The sequence below is a fragment of the Streptomyces tirandamycinicus genome, assembly GCF_003097515.1.
Taxonomy (GTDB): Bacteria; Actinomycetota; Actinomycetes; order Streptomycetales; family Streptomycetaceae; genus Streptomyces; species Streptomyces tirandamycinicus.
This window is the reverse complement of record NZ_CP029188.1, coordinates 7,224,029-7,249,583: the sequence shown is the minus strand read 5'-3', so window position 1 is coordinate 7,249,583 and position 25,555 is coordinate 7,224,029. Positions and strand designations below refer to the sequence as shown.

Annotated in this window: 21 protein-coding genes; 15 read left to right on the top strand and 6 right to left on the bottom strand. The window is 72.6% G+C overall.

Annotated elements, in window-relative coordinates:
• The first annotated feature begins 195 nt into the window (after window positions 1-195).
• The 3 genes from DDW44_RS31395 to DDW44_RS31385 are packed head-to-tail and all read left to right on the top strand — an operon-like array spanning window position 196 to window position 3,212.
• Window positions 196-1,377 carry an acyl-CoA dehydrogenase family protein gene (locus DDW44_RS31395; RefSeq protein WP_017949463.1) on the top strand — a complete coding sequence of 394 codons (1,182 nt, stop codon included), beginning with the start codon at window positions 196-198 and terminating at the stop codon, window positions 1,375-1,377.
• 29 nt (window positions 1,378-1,406) lie between these two features.
• Window positions 1,407-1,835, top strand: coding sequence for an SgcJ/EcaC family oxidoreductase (locus DDW44_RS31390; RefSeq protein ID WP_017949464.1), 429 nt, complete (start codon window positions 1,407-1,409; stop codon window positions 1,833-1,835).
• Window positions 1,836-1,865: 30 nt separating this feature from the next.
• The gene (locus DDW44_RS31385) at window positions 1,866-3,212 is read left to right on the top strand and encodes an FAD-dependent oxidoreductase (protein WP_108908666.1); all 1,347 of its coding nucleotides are present in this window, start codon (window positions 1,866-1,868) and stop codon (window positions 3,210-3,212) included.
• 298 nt (window positions 3,213-3,510) lie between these two features.
• Here the strand turns inward: DDW44_RS31385 and DDW44_RS31375 are convergent, their stop codons facing one another.
• From DDW44_RS31375 to DDW44_RS31355, 5 genes are all read right to left on the bottom strand, one after another.
• Entirely contained in the window at window positions 3,511-4,761 is a 1,251-nt protein-coding gene (locus DDW44_RS31375; protein WP_108908664.1) for a cytochrome P450 family protein, read from the bottom strand.
• Window positions 4,762-4,832: 71 nt separating this feature from the next.
• Window positions 4,833-6,065, bottom strand: coding sequence for an acyl-CoA dehydrogenase family protein (locus DDW44_RS31370; protein ID WP_108908663.1), 1,233 nt, complete (start codon window positions 6,063-6,065; stop codon window positions 4,833-4,835).
• A gap of 41 nt (window positions 6,066-6,106) precedes the next feature.
• Window positions 6,107-7,477: a condensation domain-containing protein gene (locus DDW44_RS31365; protein ID WP_108908662.1), complete on the bottom strand. Its 1,371-nt coding sequence runs from the start codon at window positions 7,475-7,477 to the stop codon at window positions 6,107-6,109.
• A gap of 14 nt (window positions 7,478-7,491) precedes the next feature.
• On the bottom strand, window positions 7,492-7,746 hold the full coding sequence (locus tag DDW44_RS31360) for an MbtH family NRPS accessory protein (RefSeq protein WP_108908661.1): 255 nt from the start codon (window positions 7,744-7,746) through the stop codon (window positions 7,492-7,494).
• Window positions 7,743-9,515 (bottom strand): non-ribosomal peptide synthetase, encoded by a 1,773-nt coding sequence (locus tag DDW44_RS31355; protein ID WP_108908660.1) that lies wholly within the window; start codon window positions 9,513-9,515, stop codon window positions 7,743-7,745. The genes DDW44_RS31360 and DDW44_RS31355 overlap by 4 nt, the downstream gene beginning before the upstream one ends.
• A gap of 243 nt (window positions 9,516-9,758) precedes the next feature.
• Between DDW44_RS31355 and DDW44_RS31350 the strand changes: the two genes are divergently transcribed.
• The 12 genes from DDW44_RS31350 to DDW44_RS31295 all read left to right on the top strand — a co-directional run bounded on the left by DDW44_RS31350 (window position 9,759) and on the right by DDW44_RS31295 (window position 24,109).
• Window positions 9,759-11,054: an acyltransferase family protein gene (locus DDW44_RS31350; protein ID WP_017949471.1), complete on the top strand. Its 1,296-nt coding sequence runs from the start codon at window positions 9,759-9,761 to the stop codon at window positions 11,052-11,054.
• A 179-nt stretch (window positions 11,055-11,233) separates the two neighbouring features.
• Window positions 11,234-12,022, top strand: a complete 789-nt coding sequence (locus DDW44_RS31345; RefSeq protein ID WP_017949472.1) for an alpha/beta fold hydrolase — start codon at window positions 11,234-11,236, stop codon at window positions 12,020-12,022.
• A 213-nt stretch (window positions 12,023-12,235) separates the two neighbouring features.
• Window positions 12,236-14,341, top strand: a complete 2,106-nt coding sequence (locus DDW44_RS31340) for an MMPL family transporter (RefSeq protein ID WP_244224172.1) — start codon at window positions 12,236-12,238, stop codon at window positions 14,339-14,341.
• Window positions 14,342-14,514: 173 nt separating this feature from the next.
• Window positions 14,515-15,519, top strand: a complete 1,005-nt coding sequence (locus DDW44_RS31335) for a methyltransferase (protein ID WP_108908658.1) — start codon at window positions 14,515-14,517, stop codon at window positions 15,517-15,519.
• Window positions 15,516-16,760 (top strand): cytochrome P450, encoded by a 1,245-nt coding sequence (locus DDW44_RS31330; RefSeq protein WP_108908657.1) that lies wholly within the window; start codon window positions 15,516-15,518, stop codon window positions 16,758-16,760. Before DDW44_RS31335 ends, DDW44_RS31330 begins: the two co-directional genes overlap by 4 nt.
• A gap of 554 nt (window positions 16,761-17,314) precedes the next feature.
• A complete protein-coding gene (locus tag DDW44_RS31325; protein ID WP_017949476.1) occupies window positions 17,315-18,046 on the top strand; it encodes a flavodoxin family protein in 732 nt (243 codons plus the stop codon).
• Entirely contained in the window at window positions 18,043-19,479 is a 1,437-nt protein-coding gene (locus DDW44_RS31320) for a phenylacetate--CoA ligase family protein (protein WP_108908656.1), read from the top strand. The genes DDW44_RS31325 and DDW44_RS31320 overlap by 4 nt, the downstream gene beginning before the upstream one ends.
• A 17-nt stretch (window positions 19,480-19,496) precedes the next feature.
• Complete coding sequence (locus DDW44_RS31315) at window positions 19,497-20,975, top strand: anthranilate synthase component I family protein (protein ID WP_108908655.1); 1,479 nt, start codon at window positions 19,497-19,499, stop codon at window positions 20,973-20,975.
• The gene (locus tag DDW44_RS31310) at window positions 20,972-21,616 is read left to right on the top strand and encodes an anthranilate synthase component II (RefSeq protein WP_017949479.1); all 645 of its coding nucleotides are present in this window, start codon (window positions 20,972-20,974) and stop codon (window positions 21,614-21,616) included. The genes DDW44_RS31315 and DDW44_RS31310 overlap by 4 nt, the downstream gene beginning before the upstream one ends.
• A gap of 94 nt (window positions 21,617-21,710) precedes the next feature.
• Complete coding sequence (locus DDW44_RS31305; protein ID WP_027734750.1) at window positions 21,711-23,018, top strand: phenylacetate--CoA ligase family protein; 1,308 nt, start codon at window positions 21,711-21,713, stop codon at window positions 23,016-23,018.
• The gene (locus tag DDW44_RS31300; RefSeq protein ID WP_027734751.1) at window positions 22,990-23,205 is read left to right on the top strand and encodes a DUF6052 family protein; all 216 of its coding nucleotides are present in this window, start codon (window positions 22,990-22,992) and stop codon (window positions 23,203-23,205) included. The genes DDW44_RS31305 and DDW44_RS31300 overlap by 29 nt, the downstream gene beginning before the upstream one ends.
• Before the next feature lie 418 nt (window positions 23,206-23,623).
• On the top strand, window positions 23,624-24,109 hold the full coding sequence (locus tag DDW44_RS31295; RefSeq protein ID WP_134407339.1) for a hypothetical protein: 486 nt from the start codon (window positions 23,624-23,626) through the stop codon (window positions 24,107-24,109).
• A gap of 292 nt (window positions 24,110-24,401) precedes the next feature.
• Here DDW44_RS31295 and DDW44_RS31290 read toward each other — a convergent pair whose 3' ends face one another.
• Window positions 24,402-25,520, bottom strand: coding sequence for an alkene reductase (locus tag DDW44_RS31290; protein WP_244224171.1), 1,119 nt, complete (start codon window positions 25,518-25,520; stop codon window positions 24,402-24,404).
• Window positions 25,521-25,555 lie beyond the last annotated feature (35 nt).

Here is a 25,555-nt window from a genome sequence, read left to right as displayed (position 1 = left end):
GGGAGGCTTCTTGCTGCGTGCGGCAGCGGGCCGGGCCCCGCGGGGACCTGCCGAAGTAGCGGCGACAGGGCAACTGCGCAATACGGGAGGTGTCCCGGAGGCGGTCGCGATGTGAGCGTCGGAGCGGAAACGGTCCCGCTTCGACGACCGGCACGACGACCCGACACCGCTGTCACCTCCCGGGAGGACCCCACGATGCTCACCGCCGACATCCCCACGCGCGCGGACCTGGTGCGACGCGCCGGCGAGCTCGCGCCGCTGCTGAAGAGGAACGCCGCGCAGGCGGAGGAGGACCGGCGACTGCAGGACGAGACGATCGAGGCGCTGGCCGGAGCCGGTCTGTTCAGGCTGCGTGTGCCCAAGCGCTACGGCGGCCACGAGACCGACACCCGCACTTTGGTCGAGGTCGCCGCCGAACTCGGCCGCGCCGACGGCGCGGCCGCCTGGACGACGTCGGTGTACTGGATCCCCACCTTCATGGCGTGCCTGTTCCCCGACAGCGTCCAGGACGAGGTGTTCTCCACCCCCGACGTGCGCATCTGCGGCACGCTCAGCCCGTCGGCGCTCGCCGCCCCGGCCGAGGGCGGCATCGTCGTCAACGGCAAGTGGGGCTTCGTCAGCGGCGCCCGGCACGCCCACTGGCAGGAGATCATCGCCGTCCAGCCGACGCCCGACGGCCGGCACCTGCCGGTCATGGCACTCGTCCCCATGTCGGACCTGCAGATCGTCGACGACTGGGACACCTCGGGGCTGTGCGGCACCGGCAGCGTCAGCACCGTCGCCCAGGACGTCTTCGTCCCGCAGGAGCGGGTCATCCCGCTCCCGGCGATCCTCCAGGGCCAGTACGCCTCCGAGCTGAACGCCGCGTCCCCGGTCTACCGCGTCCCGCTGCTGCCCGTCGCCGCCGCGTCCTCGGTCGGCACCGCCCTCGGCCTCGCCCGTGCCGCCCGCGACGCGTTCTTCGAGCGCCTGCCCGGGCGCACCCTCACCTACACCGCGTACGAGACCCAGGCGGAGGCGCCGCTGACCCACCACCAGGTCGCCGAGGCCAGCCTCAAGATCGACCAGGCCGAGTTCCACGCCTTCCGCCTCGCCGACCTCGTCGACGCCAAGGGCGTCGCCGGCGAGGAGTTCACCCTGGAGGAGCGCGCCCGTGCCCGCGCCGACATGGGCGCCGTGGTCCGGCTCGCCAAGGAGGCCGTCGACATCCTCGCCTCCGCCTCCGGCGGCTCCTCGATCTACCGGGACGTCCCGATGCAGCGGATCAGCCGGGACATCCAGGCCGTCAGCCTGCACGCGCTGATGAACCCGAACACCAACAACGAGCTGTACGGCCGGGTCCTGTGCGGCCTCGAGCCCAACACCCTCTACATCTGACCCCGCCCGAACTCCCAGGAGCAGCACTCATGACCACGCAGACCACCGAGACCACCGTCACCGTGACCGACGAGGACAAGGCCGCCATCGCCGCCCTGCCCCAGCGCATCGTCCAGGCCTGGGCCGCGCACGACGCCGACGCCTTCGCCGAGGTCTTCACCCCGGACGGCTCGATGATCATTCCTGGCGTCCTCCAGAAGGGCCGCGAGTCCATCCGCGCCTTCATGGCGCAGGCGTTCCAGGGCCCCTTCAAGGGCACCCGGGTCACCGGCACCCCCGTGGACCTGCGCTTCGCCAACAGCGAGTCCGGCATCCTCATCACCCAGGGCGGCATCCTCGCCCCGGGCGAGAGCGAGCCGAGCGCCGACCGCGCCGTCAACGCCTCCTGGGTCGTCGTCAAGCGCGACGGGCAGTGGTTCCTCGCCGCGTACCAGAACAGCCCGCGCAACGCCGCCTGACGGCCCCGAATCCGCGAGAGAGGTGCATTCATGACCGACAGGCTGGGCGAGCGCGCGGTGGTGCTCGGCGGCAGCATGGCGGGGCTTCTGGCCGCGCGCGTGCTCGCCGACTCCTACGACGAGGTCCTCGTCGTGGAGCGCGACACGGTCACCGGAACGACCACGGCCCGCAAGGGCGTGGGGCAGGGGCGCCATGTCCACGGGCTGCTCGCCCGCGGGCAGCAGATCCTCGACGAGCTGTTCCCCGGCTTCACCCGGGACGCCGTCGCCGCCGGCATACCCACCGGCGACCTGGGGGAACTGCGCTGGTTCTTCAACGGCCGCCGCCTGGAGCCGGGCACGACCGGCCTGATCTGCGTCTCCGCCACCCGCCCGGTACTCGAGAGCCGGGTGCGCGAGCGGGTCGCGGCCCTGCCGGGGGTGACCCTGCTGGAGCGCCACGACATCGTGGGCCTCGTCGCCGACGGCGACCGGACGGCGGTCACCGGGGTCCGCGTCCAGCCGCAGGAGACGGGCGCCCGGGAGCGGACGATCGAGGCCGACCTCGTCGTCGACGCGACCGGCCGCGGGTCGCGCACCCCCGTGTGGCTGGAGGAGTTCGGCTACGAGCGCCCCGACGAGGAGCGCATCCGCATCGATCTGAGCTACACCACGCGCAGGTTCCGGCTGCGCGACGAGGCGGTGCTGAACGGCGACCTCTCGATCAACCCGGTGTCCTCGCCGAGCCACCGCCGCGGCGCGTTCCTCTCCCGGATCGAGGACGGCCTCGTGGTCGTCTCCCTCACCGGCGTGCTGGGCGACAGCGCCCCCGCCGACCTGGAGGGCTTCCTGGAGTGGGCGCGCACGCTCCCGGTCTCCGACATCCACGACGTCATCCACGACGCCGAGCCCGTCGACGACGGCGCGGTGTTCCGCTACCCCGCCAGCCGGCGCCGCCGCTACGAGCGGCTGTCCCGCTTCCCCGGCGGCTTCATCGTCCTCGGCGACGCCGCGTGCAGCTTCAACCCGGTGTACGGGCAGGGCATGACCGTCGCCGCGCTGGAGGCGCTGGTGCTGCGCGACCACCTGAGCCGGGGCGGGGTGGACCCGAAGGCGTTCCTGGCGGACATCGCCGGCGTCATCGAGGTGCCCTGGCAGTTCTCCGCCGGTGCCGACCTCGGCTACCCCGAGGTCGAGGGCGATCGCACGCCCGAGTGGGCGGCGGCCGGCGCCTACATGTCCGCGCTGCACGCCGCGGCCGCCGTCGACGGGGAGGTCACCGCGACGTTCATGCGCGTCGCGGGCCTGGTCGCCACACCGGACGCGCTGATGAGCCCGGACATGATGCGCCGCGTCGACGAGGGGTCGAGGAGGGCCGGGGCGGCAGTCGCCGCGTAACGGGTGCCTCGCGAACCGTCGCAGCCCGCCCCGCCACGGGGCGGGCTGCGACGGTTCGCGCCGGGGACTGGCCGCACGGCTCCGCCGGACGCACCGACCCGCTGGACGCTCCGTCACGAAGGCGGCGCCGGGCCGGTGGAGGCCGGTGGAGGCCGGTCGAGGCAGCGCGCCAGGGCGGCACGCAGGCACGCAGGCACGCAGGCACGCAGGCACGCAGGCACGCAGGCACGCAGGCACACAGGCATGTGAGGGGGTCCCACCGCGGCCGCGGTGGGACCCCCTCACATGCGCCGACGGGTCAGTGCGCGCCGGCGCCCGCCGGGACCCGCGCGTTCAGCCGGACCGGCAGGCTGCGGTGGCCGTTCATGATGAAGGTCGGCAGCGGCTGCAGTTCCTCCTTTCCGACGGTCAGCTCCAGGTCCGGGAAGCGCTCGAACAGGCGGGACAGGCCGGTGGTCGCCACCAGGCGGGCGATACCGGCGCCCAGGCAGTAGTGCGGGCCGTACCCGAACGACAGGTGCGACTTGTCCGCCCGCGCGAGGTCGAACGTGTCGGGGGCTTCGGCGTGGAGCTCGGGGTCGCGGCCCACACCGGCGTAGTTCACCAGGATCGGATCGCCCTTGGGTATGGTCACCCCGTCCAGCTCGATGTCCTCCGCCGCGTACCGCAGCGGCAGGTGGGCCAGCGGCGACTCCACGCGCAGCGTCTCGTCGATCACGTCGTCCCAGGTGGCTCGCCCGGAGCGGACGAGCTCCAGCTGCGAACGGTCGCTCAGCAGCGCGGTGATGGCGTTGTCGAAGAAGTTGATGGTGGTCTCCGAGCCGGCTCCGAGGATCGCGAAGATCGTGTCGGTGAGCTCCTCCTCGGACAGCTTCGAGCCGTCCTCGTCGCGGGCGGCGACCAGGTCGCTGGTGATGTCCTCGCCCGGCTCCCGGCGCTTCTCGGCGATCAGGCCGGCCATCGCACCGCGCCAGCCCGCCAGTACGGCCTGCGCCTGCTGCGGGGTGATGGTGGTGTCCACCATCGCGTCGATGACCTTCGCCGTCTTGGCGCGCGCCTCCTCCTCCATGCCGATCAGGTCGGCGACCAGGCGGGCCGGCAGCGGGTAGGCGAACCGCTCGCGCAGATCGACCGTCTCGCCCGGCCCCACCTGCTCCAGCGCGTCCAGGAGCTGGTCGGTGAGTTCCTCCACCCGCGGACGGAACGCCTCCGCCCGGCGCGGGGTGAACGCCTTGCCCACGAGCTTGCGCAGCCGCACGTGGTTCTTGCCGTACGCCGTCACCATGTTGTCCATCGCGACCCAGCTGATCAGCTCCCAGTCCGGCGGCACCTCGCCGTTGACGAAGGCCGGCCAGTGGTTGCGGGCGCTCTTGGTGACCCGCGGGTCGGCGAGTACCCGCTTGATCACGTCGTGGCCGTTCAGCGACCAGGCGAGCACCCCGCCCGGCAGCTGCACCTGGGTCGCCGGGCCCCTGGCCCGCAGGGCCGAGGCCTCGCCGTGGAGGTCCCGGCCGGTGGTGTCGAGGGCGAAGGGGCAGCCTTGTTCCATGGGTACGTCCCGATCTGTCGGAGAGGAGGTCTGGTGGGTGTCCGGCGTCCAGGGCCTCAGGGCGGCGGCGCTCATGGGCAGGCGGTGCCGAAGTGGGCCTGGGCGAGTTCGCGGTTGGCGAGCGAGGAGAGGAAGACGCCGTTGCCGGCATGGCTGTGCAGGGTGGACAGGTCGCGCCAGACCCGCTCCACGCGCTCGCCCGCGCGCACCGAGCTGGATCCGGCGGTGGGGAACAGCTGGCCCTCGACCGCCCGCCAGGCGAGGCGCACGGCCTCACGGCTGATGGTGGCCAACCGCAGTTCCTCCTCGCGGGTGAAGGCCGCGGCCTCCTTCAGGCACAGCGCCTGCCACTGCTGGGTGGCGTGGAGCACCGCGGCCTCGGCGGCGGCGATCATGCCGGTGGCCTCGCCGTAGCGGAACTGGTAGTCGGGGTCCTCGGTGCGCGGGACGATCGGGAAGAACGCCGTCGTCCGGGCCCGCATCAGCTCCTCGTACGCGTCCAGCGCGCCCTTGGCCATGCCGACGGCGAGGACGCCGAGCTCCAGCAGCATGAAGCTGAGCGGGCCGCCGCCGTACTCGGGACCGTGCAGGGTCCGGCCCGGCGTCCGCTCGGTGATCGCCATCTGGCTGAGGTGCCCGCCGAGGGTGAAGCGGCCCGGGATACGGCCGTCCCGGATGCGGATGCTGTGCGATCCGCTGCCCTTGAGGCCGAGCTGGGCGCCCCAGTCGTCGAGGCGCTCGAACTCCGCGCGCGGGGCGATGAACAGCATCGGCGCGGGCGGTTCGCCCTCGCCCGGGGAGACCAGGGTGTGGCCGATGAAGTGGGTCGCGTACGGCGCGCCCGAGCAGTAGCCCCAGGTGCCGTCGACGATCCAGCCGTCCTCGCCGTCGGGCCGGGCGGAACCGGACGGTGCGACCGTGGCGGGGCAGACGAAGTCGCCGTTCGCGAACAGCTCGGCCTGCGTGGCCTCGTCGAAGAGGGTGCCCACCACCAGCGCGTGCGCGGCGCCGAAGAGGTACATCCAGCCGGTCGACGGGCAGCCGCGGGCCAGCGCCATGGAGACCTTCATGAAGGTCTCGGGGCCGAACTCGTACCCGCCGTACCGGCGCGGCACGAGGATGCGGTAGAAGCCGGCGCGGGCGAACGCCTCGTGGGTGTCCTCGGCGTAGAAGCCGCGCCGCTCGGTCTCGGCCTGCCGCTCGACCAGGGTCGCGGCCAGGGCCTCGGCCCGGGCGACGATCTCGTCGGGGGTCAGGTCGGGCTCCGGGGGAGCCACGGGGGCGAAGGGGGCCAGGGTGGTCATCGTCGATGGGTCCTCTGGGGTAGGGAGCTCTCGGCCCGCGGTCAGGACAGCGGCGTGTGGGGCGCGTCGGCCAGCGTGCGCAGCAGTTCGCGGAACCGGGCCACCAGTTCGACGGCGGTGGACTCGTCGAAGCGGTTGTGGTCGAACTTCAGGCTGCCCGCGAGCTCCCCGCTCGGCAGCACGTCCATCGCCCACAGGCCGCCGTCCGGGATGGCCGAGCTGACCTGCTGCGACAGGTGGCGGGCGCGGATCTCGGTGAACTCAAGGCCGCCGGAGCGGCTCCCCTCCATGGGGAAGGCGGTCTGCAGCACCTCGAAGGCGACGACGGCGAGGAAGCCGTCGGCGAACGGGGCGAGCAGCGCGGGGCTGTCCTCCGCGATCCGGGCGAACGGGATCTCGTGCTGGTAGGCGCCGACGCAGGCGGTGCGTGCGCGCTCCAGCACCTCGCCCAGGGAGGCGCAGCCGGTGGTGTCGATCCGGATGGGCACGAAGTTGAAGAACGGGCCGACCGACTCGGTGAAGCGCTCGTCGTAGCGGCCGGAGGAGAAGGTCGGGAAGACGACGTCGGCGGTGCCGGTGCGCTCGCGCAGCAGCGCGCTGTAGGCGGCGGCCATCACCATGAACGGCGTGGAGCGCGTGGTCTTGGCGAACTCGAGCACGGCCGAGGACAGCTCGGCGTCGAAGACGAAGCGGTGCACGCCGTAGGCGCTCGCCAGGTTCTCGTCGCGCGGCCGGTCGGAGGTGATGCCGGTGATCTCGGCGCCCGCGAGCCGCTCGCGCCAGTAGGCGCGGGCGGACTCCACGCGTCCGCTCCCGGCGGTGTCCTGCTGCCAGCGGGCGAACTCCCGGTACTGCGCGGCCTCGGCGGCCCCGGCCGGCCGGTCCTCGACACGGGCGGCGTAGGCGGCGGCGAGATCGCGCATGACGACCTGGAGGGACCACGCGTCGGTGGAGGTGTGGTGGGTGGCCAGCACCAGGACCGCGTCGGCCTGGTCGAAGCGGCCCACGGCGGCGCGCAGGTGCGGCAGTTCACGTACGTCGAAGGGGCGGGCGTCGAGCTCGTTCAGGAACTCCTCGGCACGCACCTCGCGCGGCGCCTCGCCCTCGGCACCCAGGTCGCGCACCTCCAGGGCGACCGGGGACGGCGGACGGACGGCCTGGTGGCCGCCCTCGTCGTCGCTCAGTACCGCGGTGCGCAGCACCTCGTGGCGGGCCACGACGTCGTCCAGGGCCCCCTGGAGGGCGTCGAGGTCGATCTCGCCGGTGACCCGCCAGCCGCACACCAGGGTGTGGCGGTGCCCGAACGCGCCGTCGGTCTCGCCCTTGTCGAAGGCGAGCAGGAACTCCTGGTTGTACGAGAGCGGAATCCGCTGGGCGTCCTGCGCCTCCGGCGGCGCGGCGGTGATGCTCACGGTGACGGGTCCTTTCAGGGTCGTGGGCGAAGCGCCCGCGGGGGCAGCGGTGAGGTCCGGGCGGCGGTCGCCCGGCGCACGGTGTGGCCGGGGCTCGCGGTACGGCTGATGAAGTCGAGGCACTCCGCGCGCACGGCCGGGCCGTGGGCGACGGGCCAGCCGACGGGGGCGTCCAGGGCCGCGGGCCACAGGGAGTGCCCGCCGAGGGTGTTGGTGAGCACGAGGAACCGGTGCGCCGCGGCGCCGCGGCCGGCTGGCCGGCGCGTCATCGTCCGGCCTCCGCCGGCTCGGCCGCCGCCGCGAGCTCCTGCAGGCGGCGGTCGAGTTCGGCGACCGTCGGGTGGTTGAGCACGTCGCCGACCGACACGTCGAGGCCCAGCTCCGACTCGATGCGGGAGGCGAGGCGCATGGCCTGCAGCGACTGCCCGCCGAGGGCGAAGAAGCTGTCGTCGACTCCCACACCGGGTATGCCGAGGACCCGGGCGAACAGTGCGCACAGCGCGTCCTGCCGCTCGTTGCGGGCCGCCGGGCCGGCGGCCGGGTGCGGGGTGGCGGGCGCGGGCAGCGCCGCGCGGTCCAGCTTCCCGTTGGCCGTCAGGGGCAGTGCGGCGAGCTCGACGAACGCGGAGGGCACCATGTAGTCGGGGAGCGCACCGGCCGCGACCGCCCGCAGTCCCGCCGTGTCCAGCCCGGCGGTCCTGGGCACGACGTAGGCCACGAGGTGCCGCTCGCCGTCCCCCTGCTCGCGTGCGACGACGGCGGCGTGCGCCACGCCCGGCTGGCGCGCCAGTAGGTGCTCCACCTCGGCGGGCTCCACGCGGAAGCCGCGGATCTTGACCTGGTCGCCGACCCGCCCGGTGAACTCCAGCATGCCCCGGGGGCCTCGGCGCATGAGGTCGCCGGTGCGGTACATCAGCGCGCCGGCCGGGTCCCGGACGAAGCGTTCGGCGGTGAGGTCCGGTCGCCGGTGGTAGCCGCGGGCCAGCCGCTCACCCGCGATGTACAGCTCACCGACCTCGCCGTCCGGGACCGGCCGCAGGTCCTCGTCGAGCAGCCGTGCGTCGACGGTGTCCATCGGGCGGCCGACGGGGATCGCCGCCGTCGGCTCGTAGGGCGCGGTGAGGGTGGCGTACGCGGCGAACGAGGACACCTCGGTGGCACCGTACATGGCGCGTACGACGAGGTCGGGGCAGGCGTCGAGGACGCGCTGCACGGCCGTCGGGGAGATCACGTCACCGCCGGTGAGCACCTCGCGCACGGTGGCGAAGCTGTCGGGCGCCTCGTCCGCGAAGAGGCGGAACAGGCCCGCGGTCACGTGCAGCGCGGTGATGTCCTCGGCCGCGATGAGCCGGCGCACCATGCGCACGTCCAGGTCGCCCGGCGGCGGGAGCACGACCTGCCCGCCGCGCAGCAGGGGCACCCACAGTTCGTAGGTGGAGACGCCGAAGGCGTACGGCGCGAGCGCCAGGACGCGCCGGTGCGCGCCGCCGTCCCAGCCCGAGTCGTCGACGAGGCCGAGCACGCCGCGGTGCGTGACCGCGACGCCCTTCGGCTCGCCGGTCGAGCCGGAGGTGTGCATGACGTACGCGAGCCGGTCCGGGCCCGTCGGCACGGCGGGGTCCGCGGCGGGGTCCGTGGTGGGCTCCGCCGGCGTGTCCGCCGCCGGGAAGACCACACTGCGGGTGCGCGGCAGGCCGCGCAGGCCCATCGCCTCGTCGGCGAGCAGTACGGGGGACCCGGCCCGGTCCAGGGTCTGCTGCATGCGCTCCGGCGGGTGGGCGCTGTGCAGCGGCAGGTAGCAGGCGCCGGCCTTGAGCGCGGCCAGCATCGAGACCACCACGTCCGGCGAGCGCTCCATGAGCACGGCGACCGGGTCCTCCGGCCCGACACCGGACCGCAGGAGCCGGTGGGCGAGCCGGTTGGCCCGCTCGTCGAGCTGACGGTAGGTCAGTGCGGCGGCGCCGCAGGACACCGCCACCGCGTCGGGCGTCCGGCGCGCCTGGGCGGCGAAGCGTTCGTGAATCGAGGTGGAGACCATGTGTTGTCCAATCAGCTCGTCCCCGCCGATCGCAGCCCGCACGACACGGCCTGACGGGTCTGCCGGAACGCTCACACAGCCGGATCCGGGCGTGCATCTCCTGTATTGCCGTCCGAGCCGGTGGCGTGCGGATCCGGGTCACCGGCGCCGGGCGCCCCCCAACACCGCACGGCAGAAGATGGCGCGGCATTCCGGCCATGCCCATGCTGAACGAGCCATCCAGACACAGAGGAGCTCTCCGCAGTGAATCCCAAGCGGGCCGCGGCACCGGCCCACCAGACCAAGCGTGTCGGGGGACTTGACGGTGTCCGCGCGCTGTGTGCCCTCGGTGTGGCGGGTGTCCACACGTCCTTCGCCGCCGGAGTCATGGGCGCCTACACGATGCCGCCGGGCAACGAGGTGCTGGCCACCCTGCTGGCCGGTCTGCGGCCGCTGGCACTGGGCCCCTTCTTCGTGCTCTCCGGCATGCTGCTCTACCGGCCCTTCGCCCGCTGGACCCTCACCGGCGCCGACCGCCCGCGGATCGGCCCCTTCCTGGCCAAGCGCCTGGCCCGGCTGTGGCCCGCGTACGTGCTGCTCGCGCTGGTCTGCGTGTTCCTGCTGAACCTCGACGCCGTCGACGGACCCTGGTACGTCCTGCGGCCGATACTGATGCTCCAGGTCTACGACTACACCTGGATCGCCGGCATGGACCCCGCCTGGACCGTTCCGGCCGAGATGCAGTACTACCTCGCCCTGCCGCTGCTCGCGGCGCTCATGCACCGGCTCGCCAAGGGGGTGAGCGACCCGGTGCGCAAGGCGCGCCGGATGATGGTCCCGCTGGCCCTGGTCACGGTGGGCTCCGCGGTGTGGACGTACTACATCCACCGGCCGGAGATGGGCGTCTACCCGGAGGAGTACTGGTGGCCGCTGGCCGTGGGCGGCGCGTTCGCCCTCGGTATGGCGATGGCCGTCCTGCACGTCCTCGCGGAGATCAAGCCGGACGACAAGCCCGCCCTGTACCGGGTCGCCGGCAACCACCCGCTGCTGTTCTGGGTCGGCGCACTGGCCGTCTACGCCTTCAACTGCACCCAGCCGTTCGGCCGCCCGGGCTACGGCGACTACGAGGGCGTGGGTCTCGCGCTGACCCAGTACTTCCTGCTGCTGGTCTTCTCCTACCTGATGGTGATGCCGCTGTCGATCCCCGGGGCCAAGTCGCGGGTGGTCGACGCGATCGTCGCCAACCCGGTCTCCCGGTACCTCGGCCGGATCTCGTACGGCATCTATCTGTGGCACTTCGCGATCATGTACTTCTGGTTCGAGACCGGCAGCGTCTTCGGCACCCAGCCGGCCCTGATGCACCAGCTGCGGGGCACCATCGGCTTCCCCGAGCTGATGTCCGCGGTGCTCGTCGGCAGCATCCTCGCCGCGACCGTCAGCCACTACCTGGTCGAGCGTCCCATCGTGAACGCCGTCGGGAAGTGGGCCGCCCGCAAGGACCGCCCGGCGACGCCCGCCGCCGGTTCGCGGGACGCCTACACCGTCGCGGGACCGCGCTGACCGGCGCATCCTCCACGGGACCGGAGCCCGGGGGCCCGACGGCCTCCGGGGCTCCGCCTGCCCGCAGTCCGGACTGAGCAATTCCGAAGATGCGCCGGCCCCTGCGCGGTACGCAGGCTGGACGGGTCACACCACCGGACATCCGGTTGCGCACGCCGGCCTCGAGTCTCAGGAGAACAATGAACACGGTCCAGTCCGCTGACGGCACAACGATCGCCTACGACCGCTCGGGCGAGGGCGAACCGCTCATCCTGGTGGGCGGTTCCTTCAGCGAGCGCGCGCATCCGACCATGACGCAGCTGGCCGGGGAACTGGCCCCCCACTTCACCGTCTTCAACTACGACCGCCGCGGCCGCGGGGACAGCGGCGACGCGGCCGAGTACGCCGTGGAGCGGGAGATCGAGGACCTCGCGGCGCTCATCGCCGAAGCCGGCGGCTCCGCCAGGGTGTTCGGCCTGTCGGCCGGTGGCGCCCTGGCGCTGAAGGCCGCCGCCGCCGGTCTCGGCATCACCCAGGTCGCCCTCTACGACCCGCCGTTCGTCGTCGACGAGACCGGCCCGCGCCCGCCGGCCGGCTTCACCGAGAAGCTCGCCGAGCTCAGCGCCTCGGACCGCCGCGGCGAGGCCGTCGAGTGCTTCATGGTCGAGGGCATGGGCGCACCGGCCGAGGCGGTCGCCGGGATGAAGCACGCCCCGTTCTGGGCGGGGCTGGAGGCCCTGGCCCACACGCTGCCCTACGACACCACGATCCTGGGCCAGGACTTCGCCCTGCCGTCCGAGGAACTGGGTTCCCTCTCGGTGCCGGTGTACGTGGTCCACGGCGGCGAGGCCGACGCGTGGCTGCAGGCGTCGGCGAAGGCCACCGCGGAGGCGATTCCGGGTGCCCAGCGCCACACCCTGGCCGGCCAGGGCATCGCCGTCGACCCGGCCGTCCTCGCGCCCCGGCTGAAGGACTTCTTCGCCGGCTGACCCGCGCCGCCCGGCCGGAAGACGGCCGGGCACGCCGGAGGAACGCGCGGCAGCGCCCGGGGAGTGGGGCTCCACGGGCGCTGTCCCGCGTCCGCGATCCCGCAATCCCGCAATTCCGAAGATGCCCCGCGGATGAACACTCGGGACGATGGACCGTCCCCGCCGCGCGGCCGCTCCGCGCGAGGCCGCGGCACGTCCCCTGAAGGAGAACCCATGCGAGCAAGGCTCGAGCGATGTGCCGCCGTGCCCGGCGGCCGTCGCGGAAAATGGCTGGTCCTCGCGACCTGGCTCATCGCGGTGATGGCTTTCGGCGCGCTGGCCGGCAAGCTCGGCGAGGTCCAGGACACCAGCGCCAACGCCTTCCTGCCGCGGGGCGCCGAGTCGGCCCTGGTCAACACGGAACTGGAGAAGTTCCGCACCGACGAGCTGGCTCCGGCCGTCGTCGTCTACAGCACCGAGGGCACCCTCGACGACCGGGTCCGCAGCGAGGTCGAGGCCGACCGCGCCGCCTTCGCGAAGGTCGCCGCCCAGGGCGAGCAGGTGTCGCCGGCGGTCGAGTCGAAGGACCGCAAGGCCCTCATGGTGGTCGTGCCGCTGCTCAACGACGAGCAGGCCGAGGTCGCCGACAGGATCGAAGAGCTCCGCGGCATCGCGGACGCCCAGGCGCCGCCGGGGCTCGACACCCAGGTCGGCGGCCCCGCGGCGTCCATCGCCGACGCGTTCACCGTGTTCGGCCACCTCGACGGCACGCTGATGATGGCCACCGGCTTCATCGTGGTCGTGCTGCTCCTGCTCACCTACCGCAGCCCCGTGCTGTGGCTCTTCCCCGCCCTCGCCGTCGCCTTCGCCTCGGTGCTGACCCAGGCGGGCACCTACCTGTTCGCCAAGTACGCGGGCCTGCAGGTGGACCCGCAGAGCTCGGGCGTCCTGATGGTGCTCGTCTTCGGTGTCGGGACCGACTACGCGCTGCTGCTCATCGCCCGCTACCGCGAGGAACTGCACCGCCTGGAGGACCGTCACGAGGCGATGAAGGCGGCCCTGCGCCGCTCCGGCTCCGCGATCCTCGCCTCCGCGGGGACCGTCGCGGTCGGCCTGGCCTGCCTCGGCTTCGCCGACATCAACTCCTCCCGGTCCATGGGCCTGGTCGGCGTGATCGGTGTCGCGTTCGGCTTCCTCGCGATGGTCACGATCCTGCCGGCGCTGCTGGTGATCGCGGGCCGCTGGGTGTTCTGGCCGCTGGTGCCGCGCCACGGCGCGGCCCCCCGTGCGTCGCGCCCGATCTGGGAGCGCGTCGGCAAGAGCGTCGCGGCCCGGCCGCGCCGCTCGTGGATCGCGTCGCTGGCGGCCACCGGCGCCCTGGCCCTGTGCGCGCTCGGCCTCGACATGGGCCTGAGCCAGACCGACTGGTTCCAGACCAAGCCGGAGTCGGTCGTCGCCCAGGAGAAGCTCTCGGCGCACTTCCCCTCGGGCGCCGCCGACCCGGCGACGATCATCGTGAAGACGGCGGACGCGGACGAGGCCACCCGGGCCGCCCAGGGCACGAAGGGCGTCGTCGAGGTCACCACCGCCGCCCGCACTGCGGACGGCGAGCTCACCCAGCTGGCCGCCGTCCTGGCGGGAGAGCCCGACAGCGAGGCGGCCAAGAGCACCGTCGAGGCCCTGCGCGAGAAGATCGACGGACCCGTCGGCGGCACGGCCGCCCAGGCCCTGGACAAGGAGACCGCCACCGCGCGCGACCTGAAGGTGGTGGTCCCGCTCGTCCTGCTCGTCGTCCTGCTGGTCCTGGTCTGGCTGCTGAAGTCGCTGGTCGCCCCGCTGGTCCTGCTGGCGACGGTCGTCGTGTCGTACTTCGCCGCACTCGGCGCCTCGAACCTGATCTTCGAGAACGTCATGGGATACCCCGGCGTCGACTGGACGATCCCGCTGCTGGGCTTCGTCTTCCTCGTCGCGCTCGGCATCGACTACAACATCTTCCTCATGCACCGCGTGAAGGAGGAGGCGGCCGTGCACGGTCACGACCGGGGCGTCCTGATCGGGCTGAGCAGCACCGGCGGCGTGATCACCTCGGCCGGTCTGGTGCTGGCCGCGACCTTCGCGGTCTTCGCCGGGCTGCCGCTGGTGGCCATGGCCCAGATGGGCTTCGTCGTCTGCATCGGCATCCTGATCGACACCTTCCTGGTCCGCACGGTCCTGGTGCCGGCGCTCGCACTCGACATCGGCCCGCGCTTCTGGGCGCCGGGCGCCCTGTCCAAGGAGCTCGCGGCCCGGGAACCGAAGGCGTCCGCGCGCGCGGAGGAGCGTGAGCTCGAGAACGTGTGACCACCCGTCACCCGCCGGCGCCGCCGCCCCCGCAAGGCCGGGGACGGCGGCGCCCCGTCGTTCCCGGGCCCCGAGTCAGCAGCGCAATAGGGGAGATGGCCGCTCCACGTCCGTCCGCGACGATGAGGGGCACGGGCCGACGGACGCCCGCCGACAAGGGAGGACATGCCGTGTTGAGCGACGAGGGCGGTTCGGCCGCCAAGCTGTGGTCCATGGCGAGCCTGGGCACTCCGATGGCCGTACGGGTGGCGGCGACCCTGCGCATCGCCGACCACCTCGACGCGGGCCGCCGCACCGCGCCGGAACTGGCCGAGACCGTCGGCGCGCACCCCGGGGCACTGGACAGGCTGCTGCGCTACCTCGCGGTCCGGGGCGTGCTGGTGCGCGACGACGCCGGGCGCTACGCGCTCACGCCGCTGGGCGAGCCGCTGCGGGAGGACCACCCCGCCGGGATCCGCGCCTGGTTCGACATCGAGGGCGCCGGCCGCGGCGAACTGTCCTTCGTCGAGCTGCTGCACAGCGTCCGCACGGGGGAGGCGGCCTTCCCGGTGCGCTACGGGCGCGAGTACTGGGAGGACCTGACCGCGGAGCCCGGCCGCGCCGCCTCTTTCAACAAGCTGCTGGGCGAGGACGTGGCGGTGCGGGCGCCGGGTGTGGTCGCCGGTTTCGACTGGGCGGCGCTCGGCCATGTCGTCGACGTCGGCGGCGGGGACGGCTCCCTGCTGGCCTCGCTGCTGGCGGCCAACCCGGCGCTGCGCGGCACGGTCGTGGATCTTCCCGACGCAGCGCAGGCCGCCAAGGAGCGGTTCGCCGCGTCCGGGCTGGGGGAGCGCGCCGACGCGGTGGCCGGAAGCTTCTTCGACCCGCTGCCCGCGGGCGCCGGCGGCTATGTGCTCTCGCTGGTCCTGCACGACTGGGACGACGAGTCCGCGGTCGCGATCCTGCGGCGCTGCGCCGAAGCCGCGGGCGAGGGCGGCTCGGTCCTGGTGATCGAGTCCATCGGCGCCACCGGGGACGCCCCGCACACCGGAATGGACCTGCGCATGCTCTGCGTCTACGGCGCGAAGGAACGCGGCGTCGCCGAGTTCTCCGCGCTCGCGGCTGCGGCCGGTCTCGACGTCGCAGCGGTCCACCCGGCCGGCCCGTCGGCGATCATCGAGCTGACCGTCGCCCGATGAGCCGTCACACCGTCGCTCCCGCACCGACCCTGCGGGACGCCTTCACCGCCCTGGGCACGGCCCGGGGACGCCAGGACCCCTACCCCCTCTACGAGGCGATCCGGTCCCACGGCGACACGGCCTGGCTGAAGCCGGGCCGGCTCGTCGTCGTCGGCTACGAGGAGTGCGACCGCGCGCTGCGCGACACGCGTCTGCACGTCCAGGACGCCGCGGGCTACGACGCGACCTCGCCGGGCTGGCGCGACCACTCCTCGCTGCGTGCCTTCACGAGCTCGATGCTCTACAGCAATCCACCGGACCACGCCCGGCTGCGTGCGGTGGCCGGCTTCGCGTTCGCCCCGCCCAAGATCCGCCGGCTCCGGTCGGTCATCGAGGGGATGGCCGACCGGCTCCTCGACCGGATGGCCGCTCTCGGCGTCGGCGGATCGCCCGTGGACCTCATCGCCGAGTTCGCCTCCCGCCTTCCGGTCGCCGTCATCAGCGCCCTGCTCGGGTTCCCCGAGGAGGACCAGGTGTGGTTCCGCGACATGGCCTCCACCGTCGCCGTCTCCACGGACGGCTTCGGCGACCCGGCCGCCCTGGAACGGGCCGACCGGGCGATGGACGAGATGACCGCGTACTTCACCGAACTCGTGGACCGGCGCCGCCGCGACCCTCACGACGACCTCGTCACGCTCCTGACGCGCGTCCACGACGGCGATCCGCGCCGGCTCGGCCACGACGAGCTCATGGGCACGCTGATGGTGCTGCTCACCGCCGGGTTCGAGACCACGAGCTTCCTCATCGGCCACGGTGCGATGCTCGCCCTGGAGCGGACCGCCTTCGCCGGACGGCTGCGCGCGGAATCGGACTTCGCCCCGCGCTATGTCGAGGAGATCCTCCGCTTCGAGCCGCCCGTGCACGTCACCAGCCGTCGGGCCGCCACCGACACCGAGCTGCTCGGGGCCCCCGTTCCGGCCGGCACCCGGCTGACCCTGATCCTGGCGGCCGCAAACCGCGATCCGCGGCGCTTCGCCGACCCCGGCCGCTTCGACCCGGACCGTCCCGACAACAGGCCGCTGAGTTTCGGGGCCGGCGGCCACTTCTGCCTGGGCGCCCCGCTGGCCCGCCTGGAGGCCCAGATCGCGCTGCCCCGCCTGTTCGCCCGGTTCCCGCGCCTGGCCGCGACGGAACCGCCGGTGTACCGCGACCGCTGGGTGGTCCGCGGCCTGGACACCTTCGCCGTCGCCGTCGCCGGCTGAGCGCCGGGCAGGCCGTCACCGAGTGCGCCGACCCGGGCGTCCCCGGGTGCTGCCGCCGGGCAGGTGCGCGGCGAGGCACGCCGGGGGCCCTGCCTCGGGTGAACGCGAACTTCCGGGTTCTGTCTCGGAAGCCGCACGCAGCGGCCGAAGGCGCCTTCGAGGAGACGGCGTCCGGACCGCCGTCCGTGGGCACGGTCAGCGGGCCGGACGGCGTGACGGCACGGCGGCCGGGAGTGCGGTGGAACCGCTGCCGGCGTCGACGGCGGCAGCGGGGTCCGGGCACGGGATCCCGCACGGCCGGAATCCTCACCCGCCACGGAGCCCCGCCATTCCCCCCTCCGCAGCGCCCGGTTCGGCATCGGTCGCCGAGGCGGCCCGTGCGGGATCCCATTACCAGTTCCGCGCCCGGCGGTCCATCCAGCACTTACGGAGATGCCCCGATCAGTGGCGAGACATGACGATCTAGGGGAGTCAACGGGGCCGGGAGCGGCAGGGGAACCGCGCCGCGAGGGTCCCCGCTGGCGACGGCCGGATCCTTCGTAAGGAGACACCTCGTGACAGCACGGCTGAAGATCCTCGCCATCAGCGGATCGGAACGGGACGGTAACACCGTCGACGTCCTTCGGCACGCGGCCGGGACCGCAGAGGCGCGTGGTGCCGAATTCGAGATCGTCGAGCTGCGCAACATCCGGATGGAGCGCTGCGGCCCCTGCGGCGACTGCAACGACCGCCCGATGCCGTGCGAACTGCGCGACGGTGTGCCCGGCGTGGTGCAGAAGATGATCGAGGCGGACGGGATCGTCTTCGCCGCCCCGGTGCACGGGTTCGGCACCGCGAGTCTCATGCAGACGTTCATCGAGCGCGCCGGTGTCGGCTACCTCCGCTTCGACCGGCCGCTGAGCAACAAGGTCGCGGGGATCGTCTCCGTCGCCCGCCGCTACAGCGCGGGCGAGGTGTGGGCTCAGCTGACCGTCAACGCCCTGCTCAACCGGATGATCCTGGTCGGCAGCGGGTTCCCCGCGACGGTGCACGCCCTGCACCGGGGCGACGCCCTCAGGGACGACGAGGGCCTGAAGAACGTCTCGCGCATGGTCGACCGGATGGTCGACATGATCCAGCTGCTCGACGAGCACCGGCGGCTGACCGGACGCGACGACCTGCTGCCCTCCGGTGACGTCAACGAGCGGGTCGGCCTGGCCCTGAACGAGCGCAACCCGAACGAGCGCAACCCGAACGAGGAGTACCTGAACGAGGGGAACCCGAACGAGAGGAAGGTGCCGGCGTGACCACGGCACCGGTGGCCCCCGCCCCCGAGAGCCCGGACCCGGACGGCTTCCTCGCCTCGTACCGCGGCGTCAGCCGCTCCTTCTACGACTCCTCGCTGACCGACGCCGAACTGGCGGGCTGGCGCGGCGAGCGGCTCACCCGCGTCCTGCGCCACGTCACCGAGCGCTCGCCGTTCTACCGCCGCCATCTGGCGGGCGTGGACATCGCGGCCGTCACTCCCGACGACCTGTCGTCACTGCCCTTCACCACCAAGGACGACCTGCGCCGCGAGATGTACGACGTCCTGTCCGGCCCCGTCTCCGAGGCGAGCATCTACTACGAGACCAACGGGACCACGGGAGCGGCCACTCCGTGCCCGCGCGGAGCGAAGGACATCGCCACCTCCAACGCCGCCGTCGAGGAGTCCTGGCGGCGCCTGTTCCGGGCCCACTTCGGCGACCGCATGCCGGTCGTCGGCCTCATGGGCCCCTCCGAGCTGTACGCGTTCGGCGACGTGTTCACCGCCGTCGCCGCGTCCCTGGGCGCCTGCCACGTCAAGATCTGGCCCGAGTCGCCCCGGGTGGGCTTCCGCAAGGCGCTGCGCCTGATCGAGCAGCTCGGCGTCGAGGTCGTCGTGTGCGCGCCGGCACTGTGCCTGAGCCTGGCCAAGGCCGCGCTGCACTACGGCTACGACCTCGCCCGGCTGCCGGTGAAGCTGTTCCTGGTGCTCGGCGAGATCTGCACCCCGCAGTTCGCGGACAACGTGGCCACCGTGTGGCCGAACGCCGTGGTGCGTCCCGCGCTGTACGGATCGCAGGAAGCGCTGTGCATCGCCACCGGAGCCGACAACGGCAGCCTCCACCTGTCGGTGCCCAACTACCTCGCCGAGATCCTCGACCCGGACAGCGGGGCGGTGCTCGGTGACACCGGCGAGGGCGAACTCACGCTGACCATGCTGGTCGACGGCATCAAACCACTGATCCGCTACCGCACCGGAGACCTCGTCCGCCTGACCGCCGCACCGCCGGGAGCGCCGCTGCCCGGACCGGTCGTCGAGGTCGTCGGACGGGTCGCCGACCGCATCCCGCTGGGCAGGACCCTGCTCCACCCCGGCGAACTGGAGGCCGCGATCCTCACCGGGGTGCGCGGCTGCCTGGGCTACCAGGTCGTCGTCGACCACGCGTCCGACGGCGGCGACGACATCACCGTCCGCATGGACCTGGTGCCCGGATCCGCCGACCCGGACGCCACCGGCGCGGCCGTGGCCGACCGGCTGCGCGCGCTCACCGGTGCCGCGGTCCGCGTCGTCGTCGACAGCGCCCTCGACCCGGTGACGCACACCGGCTCGTTCGTGAGCTGGAAGGCCGCCCGGGTGCTCGACCTGCGAACGGCCCCCGACCCGGCGGCAGAAGCCGCCCGGCAGGTCGCGCACCGCTACGCGATCACCACCTGAACCCGAAGGACCCCGAGATGACCGACCCGCGCCCGGCGCCGGCCTCGATCCGTGTGACGACCCGGACGCACACGCTGCCGCCGGTCCCGATGCTGCCCGCCTACCGCAGTGTGACCGCACGCTTCGGACCCGACGAGGTCTACCTGCTCGAATCGGCCGGCGGGCCGATTCGCGACCGCCGCTACCAGGTCGTGGGCTTCAAGGCGCTGCTGTCCGTGGCGGTCACCGACGGCGTCGTCCGCGTCGAGGGCGTCCCCGCGCTGCGCCGGCCGCTGCTGGAGCGGATCCGGCCGCTGCTCCACGAGGACGCCGGCGGTACCCTCCGGCTGCGGACCCTCGCGGGCCTGTGGCCGCTGCTGCGCGCCGCTCAGGCGCTGTTCGACGCCGAGGGGTCGTCCCACCGCTTCCGGTTCGGTTTCCTCGGCTACTTCGGCTACGACACGGTGCGGTACGTGGAGGAACTGCCGTACCTGATCGAGCAGCGGCCGGACCTGCCGGACGTCCAGATCGTCCTCCACCAGGGCTGCGTGGTCCGCGACCTCGCCGACGGGCGGACCGAACTCCTGCTCCACGAGTCCGACGCCTGGCCCCCGCTGGCCGCACCGGAGATCACGGCCCTGCTGGAGCAAGCCGAGCACACCCACCCGGAGCCCGACGCGGACACCTTCCCCGAGTCGGCGGTGAGCGACGACACCGACCCCGAGGCGTTCCGCCGGGACGTCGGACGCTGCCTGGAGCACATCGCGATCGGCGACATCTACCAGGTGCAGATCGGTCACGAGCTGGCCATGCGCTCCGACGCCGCGCCCGTCGAGGTCTACCAGCGGCTGCGCCGGCGCAACGCCTCCCCGTACATGTACCTGGCCAGCGTGGGCGGCCAGTGCGTCATCGGTGCCAGTCCGGAGCTCTTCGTCCGCATCGAGGACGGCGTCGTCACCATGCGGCCCATCGCCGGGACGCTGCCGCGAACCGGCGACGACGAGGCGGCGGCGGAGCGGCTGAGCTCCGACCCGAAGGAGATCGCCGAGCACACCATGCTCGTGGACCTGTGCCGCAACGACATCGGCCGGATCGCCCGGGCGGACTCCCTCGCGGTACCCGACGAGTTCGTCGTCGAGCGCTACTCCCACGTCCTGCACCTGGTGTCGACGGTGGTCGGGCAGGCCGAGCCGGACAAGGACGCGTTCGACGCCGTCGCCGCCCTGTTCCCCGCCGGGACCATGACCGGCACACCCAAGATCCGCGCCATGGAGATCATCGAGTCCCTGGAGCACAGCCGCCGCGGCCTGTACGCCGGGGCGCTCGGCCTCATCGACGTCGGCGGATACACCAACCTCGCGCTCTGCATCCGCACCCTCTTCCACCGCGACGGCGTCTACCGCACCCGCGCCTCGGCCGGCATCGTCGCCGACTCCGACCCGGCGAGCGAGTGGCGCGAGACGCTCGCCAAGATGAGCGCCGCCCACTGGGCGGTCACCGGAAAGGAGCTGCTGTGACGACCTTCTCCGCCGGGGTGGCCGTCGCCCGGCCACGGATCCTGGTGGTCGACGCCTTCGACAGCTTCGTCGACATACTCCGGCAGTACCTGATGTCGGCCGGAGCCGATCCGGTCATGGTGCGCTCCAACGCCCTGCGGCCGGAGGACATCGGGGCGACGGGCACCGACGCCATCCTGCTCGGCCCGGGCCCCGGACATCCGGACGACTCCGGGCACGTCGAGATCGTACGGGCGTTCGCCGGCAGCCTGCCGCTCTTCGGTGTCTGCCTCGGCCACCAGGCCATCGGCCGCGCCTACGGGGCGAGCGTGGTTCCGGCGCGGCGGCTGATGCACGGGAAGGCCAGTCCCATCGAGCACGACGGGAAGGGACTGTTCGCCGGACTGCCCGCCCGCTTCGCGGCGACCCGCTACCACTCGCTGATCGTGCCGCAGAAGACCGTGCCCGACTGCCTGGAGGTCACCGCGCGGTCCGCCGACGACGGCTATGTGATGGGCCTGCGGCACCGGACGCTGCCCGTCGAGTCCGTCCAGTTCCACCCGGAGAGCTTCCGCACCGACCACGGCATGGTGATGATCTCCAACTTCCTCCACGAGGTACGCGCGTTCTCCGCCGCGGGGGCGGGGGCGCGGGCCGCCTGAGGCAGGGCGCGGAAGACCGCACACGTCGAGATGCACCGCCCGCGACGGCCGTGATGGGCTCGGCGGCGTCGGTGTCGCGCACCACGGAGGCGTAATGGAGTACTGGAACGGCAGAGCGGAGACCATGCCCCGCGAGGAGCTGGAGCAGTGGCAGTGGCGCCGGCTGCGGCGCGCGCTGGACCACGCCCGGCGCAACTCTCCCTTCTGGTCCGAGCGGATTCCCGACGGCATCACCTCGATGGCCGCGTACACGGAACGGATGCCGCTGCTGTACAAGGCGGACCTCCTCGCCTCGCAGCAGGCGGCACCGCCCTACGGCACGTGGCCCTCGCTCGATCCCGTGCACGGTGTGCGCCACCACCAGACCAGCGGCACCAGCGGCAACCCCCCGGTGCGTACGTTCGACACCGAACGCGACTGGAAGTGGATCACGGACACGTTCTGCACGGCCCTGTACGGCAACGGCGTGCGCTCGCACCACAAGGGCCTGGTGGCCTTCGGCTACGGCCTGTTCGCCGGGTTCTGGGGCATGCACTACGCCCTGGAGCGCATGGGCTGCACCGTCGTCCCGGCCGGCGGCCTCGACTCGAGGACGGTGGTCCGGCTGCTGGTCGACTACCGGATCGAGGTCCTCGGCCTCACCCCGAGCTACGCGATGCGCCTGATCGAGACGGCCGGCGAGATGGGCGTGGACCTCACCCGCGACGCCGGTGTCCGGGTCGTGCTGGCCGGCGCGGAGCCCCGCTCCGACTTCACGACCCGGACCATCGAGCAGGCCTTCGGCGCCCGTGTCTTCAACGCGGCCGGCACCACCGAGTTCGGCGCGGTCTTCATGTTCGAATGCCCCTCGCGCCGTGGAGCCTGCCACATCAACGAGCCGACGGTAGTCGAAGAGGTGCTGCACCCCGAGACCAAGGAGCCCGTGGGCTACGGCGAGGAGGGCGTCCGGGTCACCACCGGGCTGTACCGCGAGGGCATGCAGCTCTTCCGCCACTGGACCGAGGACGTCGTGGTCAAGCGGCCGTACCACGACTGCGGCTGCGGCCGGACCTGGGACTTCCTCGACGGCGGCATCCTGCGGCGCGTCGACGACATGCGCAAGATCCGCGGGGTCTCCATCACCCCGGTGATGATCGAGGACGTGCTGCGCGGGTTCGCCGAGGTCGCCGAGTTCCGCTCGTCCATCCGTACGGTCCGCGGGCTCGACACCATCCACGTCCAGGCCGAGGCGGGCGGCGTCACCGGCGAGGCGGCGCGGGAGCTGTGCGCGCGCATCGCCGAGGAGTTCAAGCGCGAGATCGGCATACGTCCGCAGGTGGAGCTCGCCCCGGCGGGCAGCCTGCCCCGAACGAAGTGGAAGGCGGCACGGCTCCATGACGAACGACACCTCGCTCACGCCTGAGCAGGAGGGCCGGCTCCTGGAGAGCTACCGCACCCTGACGGACCTGGCGCGGACCTGCCGCACTCCGGCGGTGCTCGCGGCGCTGCGCGGCGCTCTCGCCGAACTGCGCGTCGCCCTCGACGGGTCGGGGGTGGAGCTGGAGGACTACTACTCCCACGCGCCGGCGGCCGGCGCCCGCGCGGCCTGAGACTCCGTCGCCACCGGCGGTGTTCCGCCCGGCGAAGGCCGGGACACCGCGGGGCGTCCGCGGATCAGGGTGCCGCGGGGCCGCCGGCCGCGGCCCGGTGGGCGCGGCCGGCCGGCGCGGGCGAATCCGCCCCGGGTCGCCGCACGCCGCGTCCGCCGGGCGTGCCCCCTCACGATCTGTGGTGGTCTGTAACCGGTGGACTGATCGGTGGAGTTGCCCGGATCGCCGGAAAGGAGCCCGGCCCGATGTCGAGCAGTGCCCTACGGGCCGCGAAGGGCTGGTCAGGTCATTGTCCGACGCCGATGATGGGCTCATGGCTGAAGACGCTGAGGACAGGGGCGCAGAGGACCCTTGGGAGTTGCGCTGGAGGGCCGTGCCCTTGCCCTGGTTTCTCGAATGCGGGGGATTTCCTTGCCTGGTGCTCGCGCCGCTGACCGTGGTGCTCGCCTTCTTCTCGGCGGGCTGGGCGGTCATGATCGGCGCATTGAGCCTCTGGTGGATCGCCTACTCGGCCCGGTACTGGATCACCGTGTGGCGGTCGGTGGTCGAGATACGGGTGGGGTCAAGAGACCATGGACGGCTGCTGTTGCGGCAGCGGTATGGGCGTACCCGCACGTACCCGCTGACCGCCGTCACCAGCCTGCACCCGATACAGATCGGCAGCATCTCCTGGGCCCTCGTGGGGCCTGGACAGGACGACGAGTACACGGAGGAGGACGAACTGGTGCTGCGGCTGGAGGTGGACGGCGCGGAGTACACCACGTACAACACCCCTTGCACGACAGCCGCGATGCAACCACTCATCGCGGCGCTGCGCCACGCCTGCCCGGAGATGATCGTACACAAGACCGAATCCCGCAGGGCGACCTTCGTTGACGTCGAGCGGGGCATGTCGCCCGGCTGAGTGGTCTGGAAAGCACTGTCGCTGCCGGAGATGGTCACGGTTGTGGGTGGCTTGCGGTGTTCCCGTTGGCGATGATCGGGGGAGCGAGGCGGATGGTGTTGGGCTGCTGCATCCGGAGACGTATGGGCTCGGGCTTTCCGACCGCTGCCCTGCGTCGGCTGCGGAACCCCGGTCCGGCGATGCGCTCAGACTCCACCTCGCACCACCAACGTCACCAGGCTACGAGCCAACATGGTCGATTCTGGCCCCTGCTTCGGCTTGCGGTGCCCGGGGCCACCAACCGGTCCACCAGTTACGGAACGTCACAGACCACCGGATCTGAAACAGCTTCATAGTCGGTATAGCCGACCTCTCCTCCGGCATAGAACGTGGCGGGGTCGGCGGCGGTGAGCGGGAGGTCCTCCCGGTAGCGGCGGACCAGGTCCGGGTTGGCCAGGAACGGCGTGCCGAAGGCGACCAGGTCGGCGTCCCCGGTCCGCACTGCCGACCGGGCGCGCTCGAGGTCGTAGCCGTTGTTGGCGATCGACACGCCGGCGAACCGCGTCCGCAGCGCGCGGTAGTCGACGGACGCCGTCTTCGTCGCCATGTCTCCCTCCAGGATGTGCGCGTACGCCAGGCCGCGGGGACCCAGCCGCCCCAGGAAGTACCCGAAGTGGCCCTGCGGATCGGAGTCCGACATCGAGTTGAAGCCGTTCTCCGGCGTCAGGCGCACACCCACCCGCTCGGCGGGCCACTCGGCGCACACCGCGTCGAGGACCTCGTCCAGCAGGCGCATGCGGTGGGCGGGACTGCCGCCGTAGGCGTCGGACCGGTGGTTGCTCCCGTCCCGCAGGAACTGGTCGATCAGGTAGCCGTTGCCGGCGTGGACCTCGACACCGTCGAAGCCCGCCTGCCTCGCCAGCCCGGCGGCGTGCCGGAACTGCGCCACGATCCGGGGCAGCTCGTCGTGCCCCAGTTCGCGGGGCGTCACGAAGTCCTGCGGGCCGGTGTAGGTGACGGCCTGGCCGGCGGGCCGTATCGCCGAGGGGGCGACGGGCGTCGCGCCGTCCAGCAGGCTCGGATGGGAGACCCGGCCGCAGTGCTGCAGCTGCACGAAGATGCGGCCGCCGTCGGCGTGCACCGCCTCGGTCAGCCGGCGCCAGCTGCTCACGTGGGCGTCGGTGTACAGCCCGGGAGTGAACGGGTAGCCCACCGCCTGCGGCGAGACCGTGGTGGATTCGGCGATGATCAGGCCCGCGGTGGCGCGCTGCCGGTAGTACCTGACCATCAACTCGGGAACGCTGCCGTCCGCGTCGGCCCGGTTGCGGGTCATCGGCGCCATCACCATCCGGTTGGCGAGCTCGAGGCCGCCCAGGGCGAACGGCTCGAACAGGTCGAGAGGCATGAGGAGCTCCAGTTCTGGTACGGGCATCTCTAGGACAGTCGCCCTAGAGGGCCGTCACGCTA